Below are 18,758 nucleotides of genomic sequence, written 5' to 3'. Positions count from 1 at the left end.
GATAAACGATCGGGGCGATCGCCAATTTTGCTGATTCTACCATTTGAGATTTGTTAAACTACCAGGGCCATTGCTTTGAGCAGCGCCCGAAAAGTTAAATCTAGATGCAGTAGAGCTTAATTCGCTTCCCCAATCAAAGTAAATGCTGCCCAGTTTTTCGGTTCGGGATATTGTGCGATCGTAGCCAGCATGGCTTGACGCAGCGCCTGAGCTTTGTCGGGGTTATTTTGAAGATTTTGATAAAATTCGCTCATCAAGGATGCTGTAGGTGCATCTGGCACTGGCCAGAGGGACACAATTACGCTGGATGCACCCGCCGTAATCAGCGATCGCGATAACCCAATTACGCCATCGCCTGTAATCGTCCCCCTACCTGTATCGCAAGCACTCAAAACCACTAATTCCGCATTCAGTCTCAAGTCTAAGATTTCATCGGCAGTTAGTAAACCGTTAATCCCTGACTGTTGCTCCTTGCTAGAAGATGCCGGATCTGGAGCAAGGGCGATCGCCCCCGGTACTCCCGATCCGTTAAAATCGTTGAGCAACCCATGTGTCGCCAGATGAATTATCCTAGATTTGAGCATTTGTTGGACGATCGCCCTTTTCGTAGCTTCGTTGCCGGTGATTGCTTTAGTTTTCAGCAGTTTCGCAATAGCTAAAGCTTCTTTTTGAGCACCGGGAAGCGCTTGTAACTGCTCGGGTTTTTCGCCAACATCAAAAACAATGCTCGGCATAGTGGGATTTCCTACCACTAAAACCTTGTCTCCTGACACTTGTTTGCGCTGCTGATTGGTTAGCTGTAGTACCTGAATAGCCGGTGCTGTTAAAATCGTGTGTTTTTCAATTAAATATTTACCAGCCGCGTCCATCAGCGCTGGGAAAGGAACTAGAAACAGAGCTTTTTGAGGGATGAATATCACCCGCTGCTTCGGGTCATTTGGTAGCAAATCAGCAATTGGTTGAATCAGGATTTGATAGAGTTGTTTTAATCTTGTGGTTTCTATAGTTTCCTCGCTGCGCCCTGCTGCCGTGCTGCCGCCACCTCTGGCACCCATATATGCGCGGGTAGCGGTAATATACGATGCTAAAGAAAACTGCTGCTCTGACCCCAGAGATTTCAGGTTGACCAATCGAAACGTGACTTTACCATTAGGCTCGATCGCCCAAATATACAGATCGGATTCCTGACTTTTTTCTCTACCTTTTAGTTTAAAATCGTTGTAAATAATCGAATATTGAACTACAGTAGCATTTTGAGTTTTAGCAATTTGTTTAATTTGCTGGATATTCGGCGCAGTCATGGTAGTAACTGGTGTTTGCTTCAGGGATAGCCGCTTTTCTAGTAACTCCACCAACGCCCGCGCTCTCCCTCTTTCCGAAATTTCCAGGGCTGCATCAGGTTTGTTACCAGCAATCAAGACTTTTTGCAAGTTGATATAAGGAAAAGTCTGAGTTTCAAAAATTGCAATCTTATAGGCATCATTACTGCCTAATCTTCCTCTCAGAGATTCTAAAACCTGGATGCCTTTTAATAAGTTTTCCGTGGCTCCCCCTAAATCGCCTTTGTTGATTTGCACCACTGCCATATTGTTCCTAACGATGGCTTGCTCTCGGCGGTTTTTGCTAGTAAACGTGCTGGTCAAAAACTGATTGTATAATTCAATTGATTTCTGATAGTTGTTCATCTGAAAATATACCAGTCCCAAATTGGCACGCACCTTGTTGGCTATTTGAGACTCGCGAATTTTCCAAGCAATCGCTAAACTTTTTTCATATAACTCAATTGCTTTGGTATAATCGCCTAAGAAATAGTAAGCACCTCCTAAATTTGCCAAAGCTTGTTCTTCCCAAAGTGGGTTTTTAATTGCTTGGGCTAGGACTAAATATTGTTGTTGGTATTCAATGGCTTTAGTATGGTTTCCTTGGGTATGGTAAACTATGCCGAGATTGGAGATTGCTTGTGCTTCTCCCAAGGTGTCTTTGATTTCCCGGGCGATAGCTAAACGTTTTTGCTGATATTCAATGGCTTTGTTGTTTTGACCTAAGGCATGATAAACAATGCCTAAATCTCCTAGTGCTTTAGCTTCGCCTCGACGGTCTTTGATTTCTAGACATAGTGCTAAACGTTTCTGATGGTATTCAATTGCTTTAGCGTACAAGTCTGCACTATAATAAGCATTGCCCAGATTCCCCATTGCTACTCCTCCCCAGCGCGGGTCTCCTCCGTTGTAGTAGTAGGCTTTGTGCCAAGTATGTGCTAGATATTGCTCTAAATACTCAAAGGGATCGATGTAAGCATAGCCATTTTGCAGGTAGGCAAGTCCGATATTTCCTAGCAGGATGACTTCGAGCTCGTTATCTCTGATTTCTTTGGCAATGACTAAACTTTGCTTGTAGTAGTCAATGGCTTTGTCAAAGAAACCGCCGATCGCATGATTGGCTAAGCCTAACTTGAAAAGTGCCAGCGCTTCTTTTTGCCGATCGCCCTGAATCCTCGCAAATTCCACCTCGCCATCATGGTTTGACACCGCATCGGGCGATACTGCGCCGATCGCAAAATAAGCGATACCTTGGGGAGAGACAAACATTCCCTCCCACTCAATATTCTGGATCGGCTGATAAATGGTTAGTGCTTGCTGTTGGCTAGAAGTTTGAGCTAGTAGCTGCGCCCCTGAATCTGAGCCGGGTAATAAATTACCAAATTCAGTTTGGGCGAAAACACGGGTATGACGATCGATTTTGGCGAGATCCTCCAACTCGCCCAAACCCAAAGTTGCCAGAGTAGAAGCACAAAATTGTAAGAAATGACTGCGTTTCATCTTCAACTAATCTACGGTTTTGGCTCAGTTTCAATTTGGACGATCGGCGATGTGGCAATCTCGCTCAATTTCACTGAACCGAGCAAGCTTTCCCAATCTGCTTGGATGCCTTCATTCGTCGGGAAAGTGCGGCGAGCGGCAGCTAGATTGCTCAGGGCATCTAGCCAAATCCCATTTTTAGCATAAATAAAGATTTTCTCGCGCGCATCTGCCTGCTCTAATTGACTGCGGATATCTGCACTGATCTCAACTCGCTCCACTGTACCGATTGAGAACAAATCGCCAGCTCTGTCTGCTGGGTTGCAAATCAATGTAAAATTCCAAGTGTATTTTTTGCCTGCTACCAAGGGAGGCACATTGCTATTAGCAGGGATACTAACGCCGATCACCCCTGATACATTTTTAATTGTGAGAGTCTGTTGATAAATCTGCTTGCCGCTGGGATCTAGTAGGGTAAATTCGGCCGATTCGGCCTCTGTTGGAGGCAAGTAGAAAAAGAATGTTGGATAGTCCGAAACAGTGCGTCCGGTTTTATTGCTAGGGACTAATGCTGTGAAACTTAGCTGCTGCTGATTGCTCTGACAGCCGCCGCGGGTTGGTCTGGGATCTCGATTGGGCGGTCGATCGATATCCTGAGCAGGCTCAGCGAAGCGCGGCCCTCCTGGTTGACTCGAAGGCTTGCCCGTGCGCCCCCAGCCCGCGGGCAGATCCTGTCCCAGAGCTGCAAATTGGCAAACGTTAAATCCTCCCATCAACAATACGGCACCAAAGGCGATCGTTTTTAGCTTAAAATTAGTCATGTTTCCCATCGGAGTTTCCTGCTTTTTTAAATTTTTGTTATGTAGTTTTACTGTTTCGATATTTCTCCTCCCAAGACGCGGTAGACATTAACTTTTTGCTGCCTGCCTTTTAAGGGTAAAGCTCCCCAAGATTCTACTGCAAATTTTCCTTGAAGATGCACTAAAGTTTCTTCGGCAATCAAGATCCGGCAGATATCTTCTTGCCGATCTTTTTCACAGCTTTCGAGCCGAGAAGCGATATTGACACTATCGCCGATTACTCCATATTCTAAACGAGTTTTACCGCCCAAACTTCCCACCATGATCGGGCCAGTAAAAATTCCTACTCGCATTTTTGCCTGGGGTAAACCGCGAGCGAGCCAATTTTGATTCATGATTGGCAAGCGCGAACTTATCGCTAGAGCGCAAGACACTGCAAGCCTAGCATCTTCGGCAATTTCTTCGGTAGTTGTGCGGGGAATTGGTACGCCAAATACTGCCAGCATTCCATCTCCGGTAAATTTATTAATCACGCCTTGATATTGTTGGACTTCCTGGGCCATTGCTGATAAGTATTCGTTTAACCAAGGCATTACTACTTCTGGGGGCAGTTGTTCGGAAATCGTACTAAAACCCTGCAAGTCAGTCAGGATCATTGTAGCAGTCAGTCTTTGACCAGGCAAGATCCCCGATTGCAGGAGATGGACGCGCTCTTTCCACAAAGCATTGGCGATCGCAGGTGAAGTTTGCTGTCCTAACAGTTTCATGACAATTTCTTGCTGCTGCTTTGACTGTTGGTACTTGTATGTGACGATCGCTGCTGGGACAGTTACAAATGCCAGAGTCGGGGCTATTAGTGATATCCACCCTTGTTCGGCGAACATAAAAAATGTGAATCCCCACAATATGCCGCCCAGGGCGATCGCGCTAGCAACAAAACTGACCGTATTTTCTAACCGCCAAGCCAAACAGCCGCCCGCTGCTCCCCAAACAGCGATCCAAAGGATTTCTTGCCATTCATCCCAAAACCAAAATAGCTTTTTGCCGTCTAAAACTGCGCTGAGAATCTGGCTAGTTGCGGTTGCGTGAACCAGTACCCCTGGCATGAGATGGCGATCGCCAGAAGTAGCACTGTAAGGAGTAGAAAAAATATCTCTGACAGTTTTGGCTGCAACCCCGATCATTACTATTTTACCCTTGACCAATTTGGGGTCAAGTTTGCCCTGCAAAACTTCAGTTAGTGTCACGGTTTTTGCAACATTTTTAGGAGAGCGGTAATTGAGCAGGATTTGGTAGCCGACATCGTTAATTTTCTGATAACCTCCTGAGTTGGATTGCAAAACTGGAAAAAGAGTTTTTCCGAAATATATTTCTTGATTTTCTGTAAATTTTTCCTGAATATTTTGAGTCTGAAAATATTTAAAAGCTAGCCGCATCGCAAAGGAGGTATGACTCGATTTTCCATCGGTAATAAATATCATCTGTCGGCGAACTGTGCCATCTGGATCGAGGAATAAATCGCTAAATCCTATCCGTTTTTTTGGTATGTTGGGAGGTGGAGCAGCTCGCTCGCGTTCAGAGTCACCGATGAACGTAATCGGGATGACTTTGGGGTTTTTCAAAAGAGCCGCTAATTCTGCATTTCCCGGTTCGTAGGGAATATCGCGAGTGATATCCAGGCCAATAGCGACGGGTTCCAGACGCGCTATGGAGGCGATCGCCCGAGCTATAATGCGATCGGAAAGCGGCCATTTCTTAAAAGTGTGAATGTCTTGTTCGGTGATGGTGACTACCAGCAACCTCGGGTCAGCACCCGGATCGGGGCGCAACTGCACCATCAAGTCAAAAGCCTTTAATTCCAATGGCTGCAACCAGCCTAAATGTCGGACTCCCAAGAGACTTCCTGTCACTACCAGCCAGGTAATTACCAGAGGTTGCAAGTCAGCGAAGGGGAAGGAATAAGTTAAGTTTTTCCAACTCCAACGTTTGAACCCCAATTTATGATAAGAATGCTTAAAAAAATTGGGCATAATTCTTGTTTGAATCTTCCTTGATTTCTGTGGGCTGGCTTTTGTAGTGCGAACTCTTGAATAGTTGGCAAGTCTTGTATAAGCTCGTGCGATCGCTGGCAATATCGCACTACAAAAAAACGCTTGTTACAATCTGGTGAGATGCTCCCATGTGCTAAATCTGAACTTGTCACTAATCCGGATGAGGATGTGCAATTTTTAATTGTCCTGTGCTGTTTTGGCGATCGCCGCTAAGTCCAATCCTTGGGGATAGCTGTTTTCTTCTTTGCTGCGCTTGATGTCAGCTTCAGAAATCTTGGGTGTGAGATATTTTGCCAACACTTTCACCACGTCGCCGCGATCGATCGTCCCTACCACTGCACCAATGGGCGAGAGAACGATGATTCGCGGGAGTTGGCGGGCGTCCATGCTGTTAATCACTTGTGCGATAGACGCTTTTTCTGAGACTGTAGGGATTTTTGCCAAGGGTTGCAAAATGTTGTGCAACGTCTGAATTTGCCACTGACTGCGCTCGGTACACCGAATATCGTCGATCGACACTATACCCAAATCCCGCCCGTTGGAGGAAGCAATGTAAAATGGAAATGGGTTAACTTCTAACAAGTAGCGATCGGCAAATTCTCGCAGACTCAAATCTGCATCGACAACTCGAAACTCGCGGCTCATCGCATCGCCGGCTTTTGTTTTGAGCAGTGCTTCTTGCAAGCAGGTAAAGCGACTGTACGCCCTAGCATTGCGAATTGCAAACAAGCCGATCAGCGCAATCCACAAACCGCCGTACGCCCGCGCTAACAAACATACACTCACACCAAAAGCAACGGCCAACCAACCCAAAACTTGTCCTGTTTTTGCCGCCCAGCGCACCCCGGTAAATCGAGAGCCGGTAATTTTCCAAATAGCTGCTTTTAAAACTTGTCCTCCGTCCAAAGGCAGGCCGGGAATTAAGTTAAACAATCCTAAAACGAGATTGATTAATGCTATCCTTTCGGCAATTAGGGCTTGCAAACTGTTCTGGGGTAAAACTTGAGAACCCAAACCGAGGATTAAAAAGAGTGCGAAGCTGACGAGAGGGCCGGCAATTGCTACTTGAAAAGCTTGACCGGGAGTTTTTGATTCTGAGTCGATCGATGCAACTCCACCAAATAAGAATAGAGTAATAGAATTAACTTTAATTCCTTGGGATATTGCAGCCAAGCTGTGACCTAGTTCGTGCAATAGCACTGAAGCAAACAGCAGCAAAGCTATGGCAAATCCGGCACTCCAGGAGAGCGCAGGCCCCCACAGACGATAACTGCTGGCGTATTCGCGGGTTGCTAGGGCCAAAATTATAAACCACGAATAATCTATCAGTAGCGGGATGCCAAATAAAGAGCCGATTCGCCAACCTGTCTGCATGAAAATTTCCTGGGAAAGGAGAGCAAGAAAGAGTTTCTATTATATCTTTTATAACTCTTGCCTTTCCCCGATTCCTGATTTCTACAGAACTCCGGCATTACCCAAGCCCAAGATGACTCCAGCCCCCAGCAAGTGGCCGAAGCTGGCTGTGGCCAAGAGTTCTGGGATGCCGAAGCCTTTGAACATTCCAGGGACTGCAACGGGTAAAGCTGGGCCTTTGCCTCGGTTTTGCTTGCTGATGCCGTAGTAGCCGATCGCCAGCGCCAGGAAATTGCATAAAATCATGGTCAGTCCTACCAGTGGCGACCACTCGGGCGTTGAGGGAGTGGTAGCTTGTACGGCCAACAGCAAAGATGAGTTAATCATGTTTTTATGCTCCTAATTTCACAGATTAATTGAGTTACAAGATTATAAAAAGCATTTTGCATTAAACTAAGATTTGTTTTAATAGTTAACAATTCGTTGATATTTTGATACAAACCCACTTCGGGAGGAGCAAGAGTGCGGGTTAAAATTTGCGGAATTACCAAATTAGACCAAGGAATGGCGATCTCCGCTTTGGGAGCTCAGGCTTTGGGGTTTATCTGCGTGCCGGCTTCAAAGCGCTATGTTAGCCCGCAAACCATTCGCCTAATTGTCGAACAGTTGCCGGAAAATGTCGATCGCATCGGCGTTTTTGCCAATACCACAATAGAAAATATCTGTCAAGTAACGGCCGAGTCAAATTTAAGCGGAGTGCAGTTGCACGGAGATGAAACAGCGGAATATTGCGATCGGCTGCGCGAGTTTTTGCCGGGAATTGAAATTATCAAAGCCCTGAGAGTTAAGAGCCCTGAAACTTTAGCCACCGCTGCTATTTACGCCCTTCGTGTCGATACTTTACTGTTAGATGCCTACCATCGGGATCAGCTTGGCGGTACTGGGCTGACGATCGACTGGACGATGTTAGCAGAGTTTAAACCGCCGTGTCCTTGGCTGCTGGCGGGCGGTTTGACGCCGGAAAATGTTTTAAGTGCGATCGATCGCGCCCAGGGCAAAAACTTCAGCGGTGTTGACCTTTCGAGCGGCGTAGAAATAGCACCGGGAGATAAAGATTTGAGCAAAGTTGCTCAGTTATTCGATCGATTAAAAGCTTTAAAATAAACGGTATAGCGGATCGATCTCTCATATTCGCGGACGTAGTTGGGCTTAGACCCAATACGTTTAATGGTTATAGAAGCTGTCAGTCATACCTCATCTCTTTGAGAAAGGCTATAGTATCTCGTTGTTGTAAAAAGCATTTTTTGTGTTTGAGTGCGAGCGTCCCCGCTCGCTTGTTTGATAGAACCAAGCCAGCGGGGACGCTCGCACTATAAAAGCAAAACTGAAATGCTTCCTTTTCTCTCTTTATTCTCGCTTCTGCCCTTCGACTTGCTAGCACGCCGCCTCACCCACGCTTTTTCAACTATTCCCGATTTCACCGATTGGCTGGTTGTAGCTCTGCTGGTGCTAGTTTATAGCGCGATCGCACTTCCCATCGGTTTTTGGTCGGGATTTCTCAAAGTAGACGTGCAAACCTCCGGGCCGATAATTGCGGGAGTGCTCGTAAGCTGTTTGTTAAGTCCGGGGCTGACTGAGGAAGTTTTTTTCCGCGTGTTAATGCTCCCGCACGCTTTCGAGAATGCTTCTGGGTTAATGCTGTGGTTTTGGGGATGCTTGAGTTTGGTGCTGTTTGTAGTTTACCACCCGCTGAACGCGCTGACTTTTTATCCAGTTGGTCGATCGACCTTTATGAATCCGGTGTTTTTGCTGCTGGCTGCTGTTTTGGGAGTTGCGTGCTCCATCGCATACCTGCTCATCGGTTCTATCTGGCCTGCGGTGGTGATTCACTGGCTGGGAGTGACAGCTTGGCTGCTGCTCTTGGGCGGTTATAGGAGGCTATATGGGTGAATTACCAACTCTCACCTTGCGGTAGAGAGTGGGCTTCCAGCTTCGACCGCAACAGCATCCGATAGAACCGAGATTCTTCCGGGTTGACTTACATTGCGTCCACTGGCAGTAGCGCTGATTCCCAACGCCAAAAACCGCAAGCCTTCGTCTCTAATGTTTAGCGCTGCGTTGATATCTCTATCATTCACAGAATCACACTTAGGACATTTCCATTGGCGTATTTTCAAATTCATTTCAGAAACTTTGAACAAGCAATGGTTACAAGTTTTGGAGCTAGGAAAGAATCGGTCAATCTCTAAATAGACCTTGCCTTCTGCCTCGGCTTTATACTTAAGCATTGTTCCAAACATTCCCCAGCCAGCATCAGAGATAGCTTTGGCTAGGCAATGGTTTCTTACCATTCCTTTGATATTTAGATCTTCTACTACAATTACTTGGTTTTCGTTGACTATCTTGCGGGATAGCTTGTGCAGAAAATCCTCACGCACTCTTTTGATTTTAGAATTCACCTTGGCTACTAACGAACGGGCTTTATTCCGTCGGTTACTGCCTTTGACTTTTCGGTTTAGCTTCTGTTGCTTGCGCTTCAGATTTTTACGATGTTTAGCGGTTGCTCTAGGATGCTTGTACTTAGAGCCGTTAGACGTGACCAAGAAATCAGTTAGCCCAACATCTAAGCCAATTGCTTTTCCTTCGAGATTAGCATCTGGAGGGCAAATTTTATCATCAACAAGTACCGATGCAAAATACGCACCATCTCGATTTTGGGATACCGTTACAGTTTTGATCGTGCCATCATACTGGCGATGAATCTTAGCTTTGACTTCACCAATAATCGGAAATTTTATAGTGTCCTCCAGAATTTTCACATTCTGGGGATAACTAACAGATTGCCTGTTGTGCTTGGATTTGAAACTAGGAAACCCAGCACGTTTCTCAAAGAAGTTTTTGTAAGCAGTTGATAGATTCAGTGCTACTACTTGCAAGCTTTGTGAGTATGCCCCATCTTTTAACCAAGGGTATTCCTTCTTGAGCGCTGGTAGCATACCTTGGATAGCCAATCTGCTCAATCCCTTACCAGTTTCCTTGTAGGTTGCTTGGCTCTTATTCAAACTATAGTTCCAAAACCATCGACAACAACCTCTCATCACCAGCAAAATACTCTTGCTGGTGGGCGCTGGGATAGATTCGGAACTTGTAAGCTTTCGGCATTTATCGGCTATCGGTGTTTCTGGTAAAAGATTAACACAAGGATTTTGCCGTTGTCAATAAGGCGAGCTCGTTTTCTCATCCAGCCTCAAACCTCAAACGCTGCGCGTTATGCGGCTCGGCTGTAATCGTCAACTCGCTCGCCTTCTATCCCGACGCTCACGGATTGTACAGGTAGAGCGCGGGACTTCCCGGCTGTATGGTTAAATTGTAAAAAGTCCAGCATCACTATATTCTCGGGAGGAACTCAATCGTGGGTATTATAGGAGCGATCGTAGGTTTTTTGGCAGGGATAGCAGTTGCTTACTGGTTGGTAGAAAAGCGGTTAGACAAGCAAAAGCGAGAACACTTGCAACAAACTCGCAGAATAGCTCAGGATATAGAACTAGCTCAGATATCTCGGATGCAGCAAAGTGGCGAATCCCAGCCCCCAGAACAGGAAGACAGGCTCATTCAAGCTACCGTAGAACACGAAAATTTACTCAGACAAGTGACGGCTCAATACGAAAATCAGCTCCAACAAGTTGCAGCTCAATACGAAAATCAGCTCCAACAAGTTCGGGCCGAGCGCGACACTCAGCTCCAACAAGTTACCGGCGCCCACGAGAACCAGCTCCGACAAGTCAGCGAGCAATTAGAGACTGCTCACAATGCTAGACAGCAAGAAACCCTGCAAGCTTTGCAAGCAGAACACGAAAGTCATTTACTCACAGTTGCGGACGAACTGCACAACAATTATCAAGCTCAGATGGAGCAACATTTGCAAAACCTGCAAAACGAGCATGAAATTCGCTTGAGACAAGCCGCCGAGCAATACGAGAACCGCGAAGTTGAGATGCACTTAACCATGCAGGCTTTGCAAGAGCAATACGAGATTCAGTTGCAAGCAGCGCAAGAGCAGTTGCAAGCTCACGAAGCTCAGATGCAATTGACTATCATGTCGTTGCAACAGCAGTACGAGAGTAATGTACAACAACAAGAAGTCCCGGAGCAACAGTTATCTCAGTTACACGAAACAGAATTAGGACAAGATTTAGAACAACCAGTTTGGGAAGAACAGTCAAGCGAATTAAATCAAACAGAAGTTGAACAAGACTTAAATTACACAGAGTTTTCCGAACCAGAAGCAATTGATTTACAGCAAAAATCCGAAGTAGAAGAACAGCCTCAAGTTTTCAGACAAGTACCAAATTATTCGCTGGCGGAGTTGATGAGATCCGTCCAAGGTCAGGACACAGAAACTCGAAAATTTGCAGCGTCTGCTTTAGGTAAATTTGCAGCAGCTAATGCTCAGAGAGCCGAAGGTCAGCGAGCAATAGAAACCCTGGGAAAATTAGCTGAAGATTCTCAGCCGGAAGTGCGCGAAGCTGCTGTGGAAGCGCTAGCAACGATCAAGTCAGAAAAAGTAATTCCGCTGTTGCAAAAAGCTTTGCGAGATACGTATAGCGGTGTGGCTAAGTCGGCAAGTGCTGCGCTGAATAAATTTAAGTTTTATCCGCGAACTCCCGCGGTTAAGCCGAAAATTATCAATATGAAGAAGCCAAAGCCTTAAGCAGTTATTGCCACACTGTAGGGACACAACCTTGTTGTGTCCTTAATTTTTTATGCTGAATGTTTCAATCTGCGATCGGGCTTGAGGGTTTTTGCGACTTCGATCGGTCTACCGAGCAAAGTGTTGATTGAGGTTTCAATCTGCGATCGGGTTTAGCGTTGTTGTTGCTGTTTTTGATTGTGTCAATCTTCACATAGATAACGGTTTCAAGCCTTATATCGGGAAATAGGGTTTTTGCGGCCTAAAAATTTAGAATTGGCAATAATACTGCGATGGCGCGTTTCAATCCCTGATAGGGATTTAGGGTTTTTGCGGCTCTTTGTTGTGATTTTGGTTTTTGTGATTTATACTTTGGTTTCAATCCCTGATAGGGATTTAGGGTTTTTGCGGCGTGATTCCAAGTTGGTTTCTGAGTAAGCTTGCGTTTCAATCCCTGATAGGGATTTAGGGTTTTTGCGGCTTTGTGGGCAGCGGAGCTTTTGCTCCTTCGTTGTTTTCCCGGGTTTCAATCCCTGATAGGGATTTAGGGTTTTTGCGGCTTGTTGCCACTAAGCTAGATTTTGATACGCCTAATTCGTTTCAATCCCTGATAGGGATTTAGGGTTTTTGCGGCTTTTTTGATTCTTGCCGATCACCTTGTAATCTGTGTCTGTTTCAATCCCTGATAGGGATTTAGGGTTTTTGCGGCAGCGCAACCGGCCGGAGCGTAGCGACCGGGCGGCCAAGGTTTCAATCCCTGATAGGGATTTAGGGTTTTTGCGGCCCGATGATTTGCCGGAAAGTCGGTACAGCTTCTTTGTTTCAATCCCTGATAGGGATTTAGGGTTTTTGCGGCGGCCCAATTGGCACCGGTAATCAAAGTCGGTGGAGTTTCAATCCCTGATAGGGATTTAGGGTTTTTGCGGCCCGTATTCCGTCGAGCTTGTGGCTGCGGCTGTTCCCGATAAGTTTCAATCCCTGATAGGGATTTAGGGTTTTTGCGGCTAGATTAGTCATGATTTTGTCCTAAAATCCCGGTGAAAGTTTCAATCCCTGATAGGGATTTAGGGTTTTTGCGGCCGGAAGATTTTGATTACCTCTGTGGTTGGTACTGGCAGTTTCAATCCCTGATAGGGATTTAGGGTTTTTGCGGCAGGATACAAAGCACTTGGATATCGCTGCTTTGAGTTTCAATCCCTGATAGGGATTTAGGGTTTTTGCGGCGCGCGTTGATGGGACGCGCCCCCCATAAAATCTGTTTCAATCCCTGATAGGGATTTAGGGTTTTTGCGGCGATACCACAAAAGCGATTCGATAGGCTTCTGGCGAGTTTCAATCCCTGATAGGGATTTAGGGTTTTTGTGGCTTAATCAGCATGGAATTGAGCGCCAGGGGCTTAGAGTTTCAATCCCTGATAGGGATTTAGGGTTTTTGCGGCATAAGGCTAGAAGTGTTCTTGCGACCGATTTGCCGGTTTCAATCCCTGATAGGGATTTAGGGTTTTTGCGGCGTGACGCATTGTGCGATATCTGCGGCTGCTGTTGGTTTCAATCCCTGATAGGGATTTAGGGTTTTTGCGGCCAACGTGGTTTGGCGTACTCAGGGAAGTGTAGGTTCAGGTGGTTTCAATCCCTGATAGGGATTTAGGGTTTTTGCGGCGCAGTCAGCTATTCTGCTGGGCAAAACCATTTAGAATTACGCACAAGTTTCAATCCCTGATAGGGATTTAGGGTTTTTGCGGCAAGGCTCATTTAAGTGCAGGAAATCCTGCTGTCATCCACGTTTCAATCCCTGATAGGGATTTAGGGTTTTTGCCGCCCAAACCTTCCACGAGACCAATTACTCCTAAGCCTAGTTTCAATCCCTGATAGGGATTTAGGGTTTTTGCGGCTTAATTGAGTTCAATTTTTACAAAAAAATCCCGCGTTTCAATCCCTGATAGGGATTTAGGGTTTTTGCGGCCTGCTTGCCCTTCTAGGCTTTGGAAAATTGGAGGCAAGGTTTCAATCCCTGATAGGGATTTAGGGTTTTTGCGGCCAAAGCGCTGGTGGTTTGTTCTCGAAAGTCGGATAGATGGTTTCAATCCCTGATAGGGATTTAGGGTTTTTGCGGCTGTTAAAGCGTCCCTCAAGGTACATGGTGGCAAGTTTCAATCCCTGATAGGGATTTAGGGTTTTTGCGGCGTCCAACCAGTTCCAAAAGATTTGCCAATCACCGATTTGTTTCAATCCCTGATAGGGATTTAGGGTTTTTGCGGCTCAAAGGATGAATATAATCGTGAGATTTGTGAGGTTTCAATCCCTGATAGGGATTTAGGGTTTTTGCGGCCCTTTGGGGTGTTAGGTCATAAAGGTTGGCTGTTGGCGTTTCAATCCCTGATAGGGATTTAGGGTTTTTGCGGCATTTGAACCTGCGACATCCTGCTCCCAAAGCAGAAATAAAGTTTCAATCCCTGATAGGGATTTAGGGTTTTTGCGGCTTACATTGACAAGATTTAGCCCGTTTGTGCTAATAAAGTTTCAATCCCTGATAGGGATTTAGGGTTTTTGCGGCAAATCCAGCAAGTCCTAAATTTAAAGGAATACTGTTTCAATCCCTGATAGGGATTTAGGGTTTTTGCGGCGATGATGTGCGCGCTCAATTTGTTGATTAGCTGCGTTTCAATCCCTGATAGGGATTTAGGGTTTTTGCGGCAATTGCCCTATCGTTAAAAACAGCGTTACCAGGAGTGTTTCAATCCCTGATAGGGATTTAGGGTTTTTGCGGCTCAATCTGTGCTTCCCCCGCGGCCAGGTTCCCAAAAAGTTTCAATCCCTGATAGGGATTTAGGGTTTTTGCGGCGCGCAACAACGTTACCGTTCCATCCCACAGACCGCGGCCAGTTTCAATCCCTGATAGGGATTTAGGGTTTTTGCGGCGCAAAAGCGCCTTTATTGGGCGTTCCTGTTGCGGTTTCAATCCCTGATAGGGATTTAGGGTTTTTGCGGCTTGCTTGCCCGCCAGTGAGCGCTAAAAAAGCGTTGGTAATTCGTTTCAATCCCTGATAGGGATTTAGGGTTTTTGCGGCGTCAAAAAAAATGCTATCAGCAAGTCCAAATGCGGTTTCAATCCCTGATAGGGATTTAGGGTTTTTGCGGCGAACCTTTGTCCGAATAGACTTTTACATCACAAGCGGTTTCAATCCCTGATAGGGATTTAGGGTTTTTGCGGCCCAACTTTACCGCCCCCGCGAGTATCACCACCGAGTTTCAATCCCTGATAGGGATTTAGGGTTTTTGCGGCCGACGATAGAGTCTTTGTAAGACACTGCGAGGATAAGTTTCAATCCCTGATAGGGATTTAGGGTTTTTGCGGCATAAGTTCTGCTGGTGTTTATACAGCAGTGAGCGATAAGGTTTCAATCCCTGATAGGGATTTAGGGTTTTTGCGGCTTTGCATATTGCTCTTTGGCGCTGTAGTCAATGCCGTAGTTTCAATCCCTGATAGGGATTTAGGGTTTTTGCGGCGTCAATGCAGCAGCCAAAGAAGCCAAAGTGCTTGTTTCAATCCCTGATAGGGATTTAGGGTTTTTGCGGCAGAGAGGAATTGATGATTAAGTTTAGCGAATACCGGTTTCAATCCCTGATAGGGATTTAGGGTTTTTGCGGCTCTTCAACCATTTGTCATCTTGGTTCCAATCTGGTTTCAATCCCTGATAGGGATTTAGGGTTTTTGCGGCCAGTCAAAAAACGCAAGCAACCAAGACCAATAGAGCGTTTCAATCCCTGATAGGGATTTAGGGTTTTTGCGGCGCGAACGATCAGCGCGTCAGTTTTACGAATCAGCAAATGTTTCAATCCCTGATAGGGATTTAGGGTTTTTGCGGCACTATCAACACCAAAGGTGACGATGCCTTAGTGTTTGTTTCAATCCCTGATAGGGATTTAGGGTTTTTGCGGCTTGTCCGTCATAGTCGCATTGTTCTTGCTCTACCGTTTCAATCCCTGATAGGGATTTAGGGTTTTTGCGGCAGGAATTTCAGGGATGGATGTGCAACGGGCGGATAAAGGTTTCAATCCCTGATAGGGATTTAGGGTTTTTGCGGCTTCGGAAATGTCATCGTTCCAATCATCTTCGTATTCGGTTTCAATCCCTGATAGGGATTTAGGGTTTTTGCGGCGTATTAAAATTGGCGGTGTAACATTGGGTCTGATGCGTTTCAATCCCTGATAGGGATTTAGGGTTTTTGCGGCTTAAAAGGGTCAAGCAAACAAACTACTACTTCAGTTTCAATCCCTGATAGGGATTTAGGGTTTTTGCGGCAAATCATGTCAACAGCTTACCTTGAATTCGTCTGTTTCAATCCCTGATAGGGATTTAGGGTTTTTGCGGCGCAAGTGAAAAGGCCTGTAGCAGGCTCAATTCCTTGCGTTTCAATCCCTGATAGGGATTTAGGGTTTTTGCGGCTCGAAGATGATGCAATCGGCGGCTAACGTTAATGTTTCAATCCCTGATAGGGATTTAGGGTTTTTGCGGCTTCCGCCGCTAGCGGCCCCGGCAAGAAAAAAAGTTTCGTTTCAATCCCTGATAGGGATTTAGGGTTTTTGCGGCCCAACATTGCGGCGGCGCCCTCTACAGAAAAGTTCTAGTTTCAATCCCTGATAGGGATTTAGGGTTTTTGCGGCCGGCTCTGCAAAGTTAAGGGCGTACTAATTAATCCAGCGTTTCAATCCCTGATAGGGATTTAGGGTTTTTGCGGCGACTGAATTGAGCAATTTGGTGTCGAAGTCCAAAGTTTCAATCCCTGATAGGGATTTAGGGTTTTTGCGGCGCGGTAGTCTTTGAGGTGATTGGTCATCCACTTGGTTTCAATCCCTGATAGGGATTTAGGGTTTTTGCGGCGGAATTCCTTTCTGCTTCCGATTCGGGTAGTGCAGAGTTTCAATCCCTGATAGGGATTTAGGGTTTTTGCGGCTTAAATACTTTGTCGATTCGCGTGGTGCTGTTTTTCCTTGTGTTTCAATCCCTGATAGGGATTTAGGGTTTTTGCGGCTTTGGATCGGTTAGTGCTCTATGCCAATCTTAAGTTTCAATCCCTGATAGGGATTTAGGGTTTTTGCGGCAAATGCTGAATGTCTATCAGTGTAGTCTTGATGGTTTCAATCCCTGATAGGGATTTAGGGTTTTTGCGGCGGTTTTTGGGCCCCGAATATCTTCGGCAATGTTGAGTTTCAATCCCTGATAGGGATTTAGGGTTTTTGCGGCGGAGCCAACCGCTTCTCACTGCCCATGCTGTTCAAGTTTCAATCCCTGATAGGGATTTAGGGTTTTTGCGGCTTGTCTCGACTCTCAACTGATGGCAAATGTGCCGTTTCAATCCCTGATAGGGATTTAGGGTTTTTGCGGCGTGCGTCTTGTTCTTTGATGAATGTGATTCTATTCTCAGGTTTCAATCCCTGATAGGGATTTAGGGTTTTTGCGGCTACTTTAAAGCAGTATCTACGACCTCTTTGTGAGGTTTCAATCCCTGATAGGGATTTAGGGTTTTTGCGGCCTAAATGCTTTTACCAATATACTAGGGAAGACGGGTTTCAATCCCTGATAGGGATTTAGGGTTTTTGCGGCATCCAACAACTTTTGAGCAACAGGTCGATCATTCCAGGTTTCAATCCCTGATAGGGATTTAGGGTTTTTGCGGCCGCCCATGTTTGAAAGGCTTACGGTATTTAGTTTTCAAGGTGCAGTTGCGGGAGTCGATCGCAAAACTATCATTTCAGCCATCGGCTTGTCAAGAGGCAAAAATTTTAACAGCCCTCAAAACCAATCACAGCAAGCATTACAGGGTTTACGCGAATCGTTTTTTTCGGCCGATCACCTCAAACCCATGCTGTGCAAGCAATACAGCCGAAAAAATTTACCGCTCAAAAAAAACACCTACCGATTCCCGCAAATTCCCTATAAATCCGAACCGGGCTACAAAACTCCCACTGCTGAGAGCGCCTCCGCTTCAACCTCATTCATCTCATCGAGTTTCAGCCAAACTTGGTGCATCAACTCATCCAACCCAACTCGACTCACAGCCGAAATCATCAACACCGGAGCACCGCTGATTTCCTGCAATCGCGCGATCGCATTTCCGATTTCCTCATCCTCAAGATCGATCGCATCTACCTTATTAAAAGCCAAAATCTGCGGCCGATCGCCCAAACCCCGCCCGTAAGCCTTCAATTCTTCCTGAATAGTGATGTAATCTGCGATCGGATCTTCATCGGTAATATCTACCAAATGCAGCAACAACCGAGTCCGTTCAATGTGCCGCAAAAACTCGTAACCCAAACCCGCGCCTTCGTGAGCCCCGGCAATTAATCCTGGAATATCAGCAAAAACAGTACCGTCGCCGGTCGGTTTTTTGACTACGCCCAAATTCGGGATTAAAGTTGTAAACGGATAATCTGCAATCTTCGGACGAGCGGCAGACAAAGCAGAAATTAAGGTCGATTTGCCCGCATTCGGCAAACCAATAATTCCCACTTCAGCTAACAGCTTCAATTCCAAACGTAAAAACTTATGTTCTCCTTCTTTTCCCGGCAGCGCATAATCTGGAGCGCGGTTAGAATTGGTCAGAAAACACTTGTTTCCTAAACCGCCTTTGCCACCTTTAGCAACACAAAAAGTCTGTCCGGGCGTCACCAAATCTGCTAAAATTGCCTGAGTTTCCGCGTCGTAAACTACTGTACCGCAGGGAACTTCGATCGTGCGATCGGCTCCTGAAGCACCAGTCATATTCTTCGGGGCGCCCTTCTTGCCGTTTTCGCCTTTAAAAATGCGGTTGTACTGGAAATCTAGCAGCGTTTGCAGGCTTTCCACCGCCACCATAAACACAGAACCGCCCCGCCCGCCGGTGCCACCGCTTGGCCCGCCCGCCGGTATATACTTTTCTCTGCGAAAAGCTACCATACCGTCGCCGCCTTTGCCGGCTGCGACTTGAACATCTGCGCGATCGATAAATTGCATAATTTAGTCAGTTGTCAGTTGTCAGTTGTCAGTTGTCAGTTGTCAGTTGTCAGTTGTCAGTTGTCAGTTGTCA

11 protein-coding genes and 1 CRISPR repeat array are annotated in these 18,758 nt (G+C 46.1%); of the genes, 3 read left to right on the top strand and 8 right to left on the bottom strand.

Annotated elements, in window-relative coordinates; all coding sequences use genetic code 11:
• Positions 1–116: 116 nt before the first annotated feature.
• The 5 genes from QT974_RS13380 to psaK all read right to left on the bottom strand — a co-directional run bounded on the left by QT974_RS13380 (position 117) and on the right by psaK (position 7,389).
• Positions 117–2,819, bottom strand: coding sequence for a CHAT domain-containing protein (locus tag QT974_RS13380; protein WP_333468962.1), 2,703 nt, complete (start codon positions 2,817–2,819; stop codon positions 117–119).
• An 11-nt stretch (positions 2,820–2,830) separates the two neighbouring features.
• Positions 2,831–3,628, bottom strand: coding sequence for a DUF928 domain-containing protein (locus tag QT974_RS13375; RefSeq protein WP_333468961.1), 798 nt, complete (start codon positions 3,626–3,628; stop codon positions 2,831–2,833).
• 38 nt (positions 3,629–3,666) lie between these two features.
• Entirely contained in the window at positions 3,667–5,628 is a 1,962-nt protein-coding gene (locus QT974_RS13370) for a CHASE2 domain-containing protein (RefSeq protein WP_333468960.1), read from the bottom strand.
• Positions 5,629–5,826: 198 nt separating this feature from the next.
• Positions 5,827–7,023 carry a site-2 protease family protein gene (locus tag QT974_RS13365; RefSeq protein ID WP_333468959.1) on the bottom strand — a complete coding sequence of 399 codons (1,197 nt, stop codon included), beginning with the start codon at positions 7,021–7,023 and terminating at the stop codon, positions 5,827–5,829.
• An 81-nt stretch (positions 7,024–7,104) separates the two neighbouring features.
• On the bottom strand, positions 7,105–7,389 hold the full coding sequence (psaK, locus tag QT974_RS13360; protein ID WP_333468958.1) for a photosystem I reaction center subunit PsaK: 285 nt from the start codon (positions 7,387–7,389) through the stop codon (positions 7,105–7,107).
• A gap of 135 nt (positions 7,390–7,524) precedes the next feature.
• Here psaK and QT974_RS13355 point away from each other — a divergent pair, with 135 nt between their 5' ends.
• Together QT974_RS13355 and QT974_RS13350 are read left to right on the top strand one after the other, a co-directional pair.
• Entirely contained in the window at positions 7,525–8,166 is a 642-nt protein-coding gene (locus QT974_RS13355; protein WP_333468957.1) for a phosphoribosylanthranilate isomerase, read from the top strand.
• A 225-nt stretch (positions 8,167–8,391) separates the two neighbouring features.
• Positions 8,392–8,952, top strand: coding sequence for a CPBP family glutamic-type intramembrane protease (locus QT974_RS13350; protein WP_333468956.1), 561 nt, complete (start codon positions 8,392–8,394; stop codon positions 8,950–8,952).
• Positions 8,953–8,963: 11 nt separating this feature from the next.
• Here QT974_RS13350 and QT974_RS13345 read toward each other — a convergent pair whose 3' ends face one another.
• Positions 8,964–10,100: an RNA-guided endonuclease InsQ/TnpB family protein gene (locus QT974_RS13345; RefSeq protein ID WP_333468963.1), complete on the bottom strand. Its 1,137-nt coding sequence runs from the start codon at positions 10,098–10,100 to the stop codon at positions 8,964–8,966.
• Complete coding sequence (locus QT974_RS13340; protein ID WP_333468955.1) at positions 10,066–10,164, bottom strand: helix-turn-helix domain-containing protein; 99 nt, start codon at positions 10,162–10,164, stop codon at positions 10,066–10,068. The genes QT974_RS13345 and QT974_RS13340 overlap by 35 nt, the downstream gene beginning before the upstream one ends.
• Positions 10,165–10,414: 250 nt before the next feature.
• Here QT974_RS13340 and QT974_RS13335 point away from each other — a divergent pair, with 250 nt between their 5' ends.
• Positions 10,415–11,713 carry a HEAT repeat domain-containing protein gene (locus QT974_RS13335; protein WP_333468954.1) on the top strand — a complete coding sequence of 433 codons (1,299 nt, stop codon included), beginning with the start codon at positions 10,415–10,417 and terminating at the stop codon, positions 11,711–11,713.
• 279 nt (positions 11,714–11,992) lie between these two features.
• A CRISPR array of direct repeats spans positions 11,993–17,370; the repeat unit is 37 nt; unit sequence GTTTCAATCCCTGATAGGGATTTAGGGTTTTTGCGGC.
• A gap of 274 nt (positions 17,371–17,644) precedes the next feature.
• Here the strand turns inward: QT974_RS13335 and obgE are convergent.
• On the bottom strand, positions 17,645–18,685 hold the full coding sequence (obgE, locus tag QT974_RS13330; RefSeq protein ID WP_333468953.1) for a GTPase ObgE: 1,041 nt from the start codon (positions 18,683–18,685) through the stop codon (positions 17,645–17,647).
• Positions 18,686–18,758: the final 73 nt, after the last annotated feature.

Origin of the sequence: Microcoleus sp. BM001215392 (genome assembly GCF_036700185.1) — a bacterium.
Taxonomy (GTDB): Bacteria; Cyanobacteriota; Cyanobacteriia; order Cyanobacteriales; family Microcoleaceae; genus Microcoleus.
Note: the sequence above shows the minus strand (reverse complement) of the source record. Positions and strands in the feature narration are given on the sequence as shown.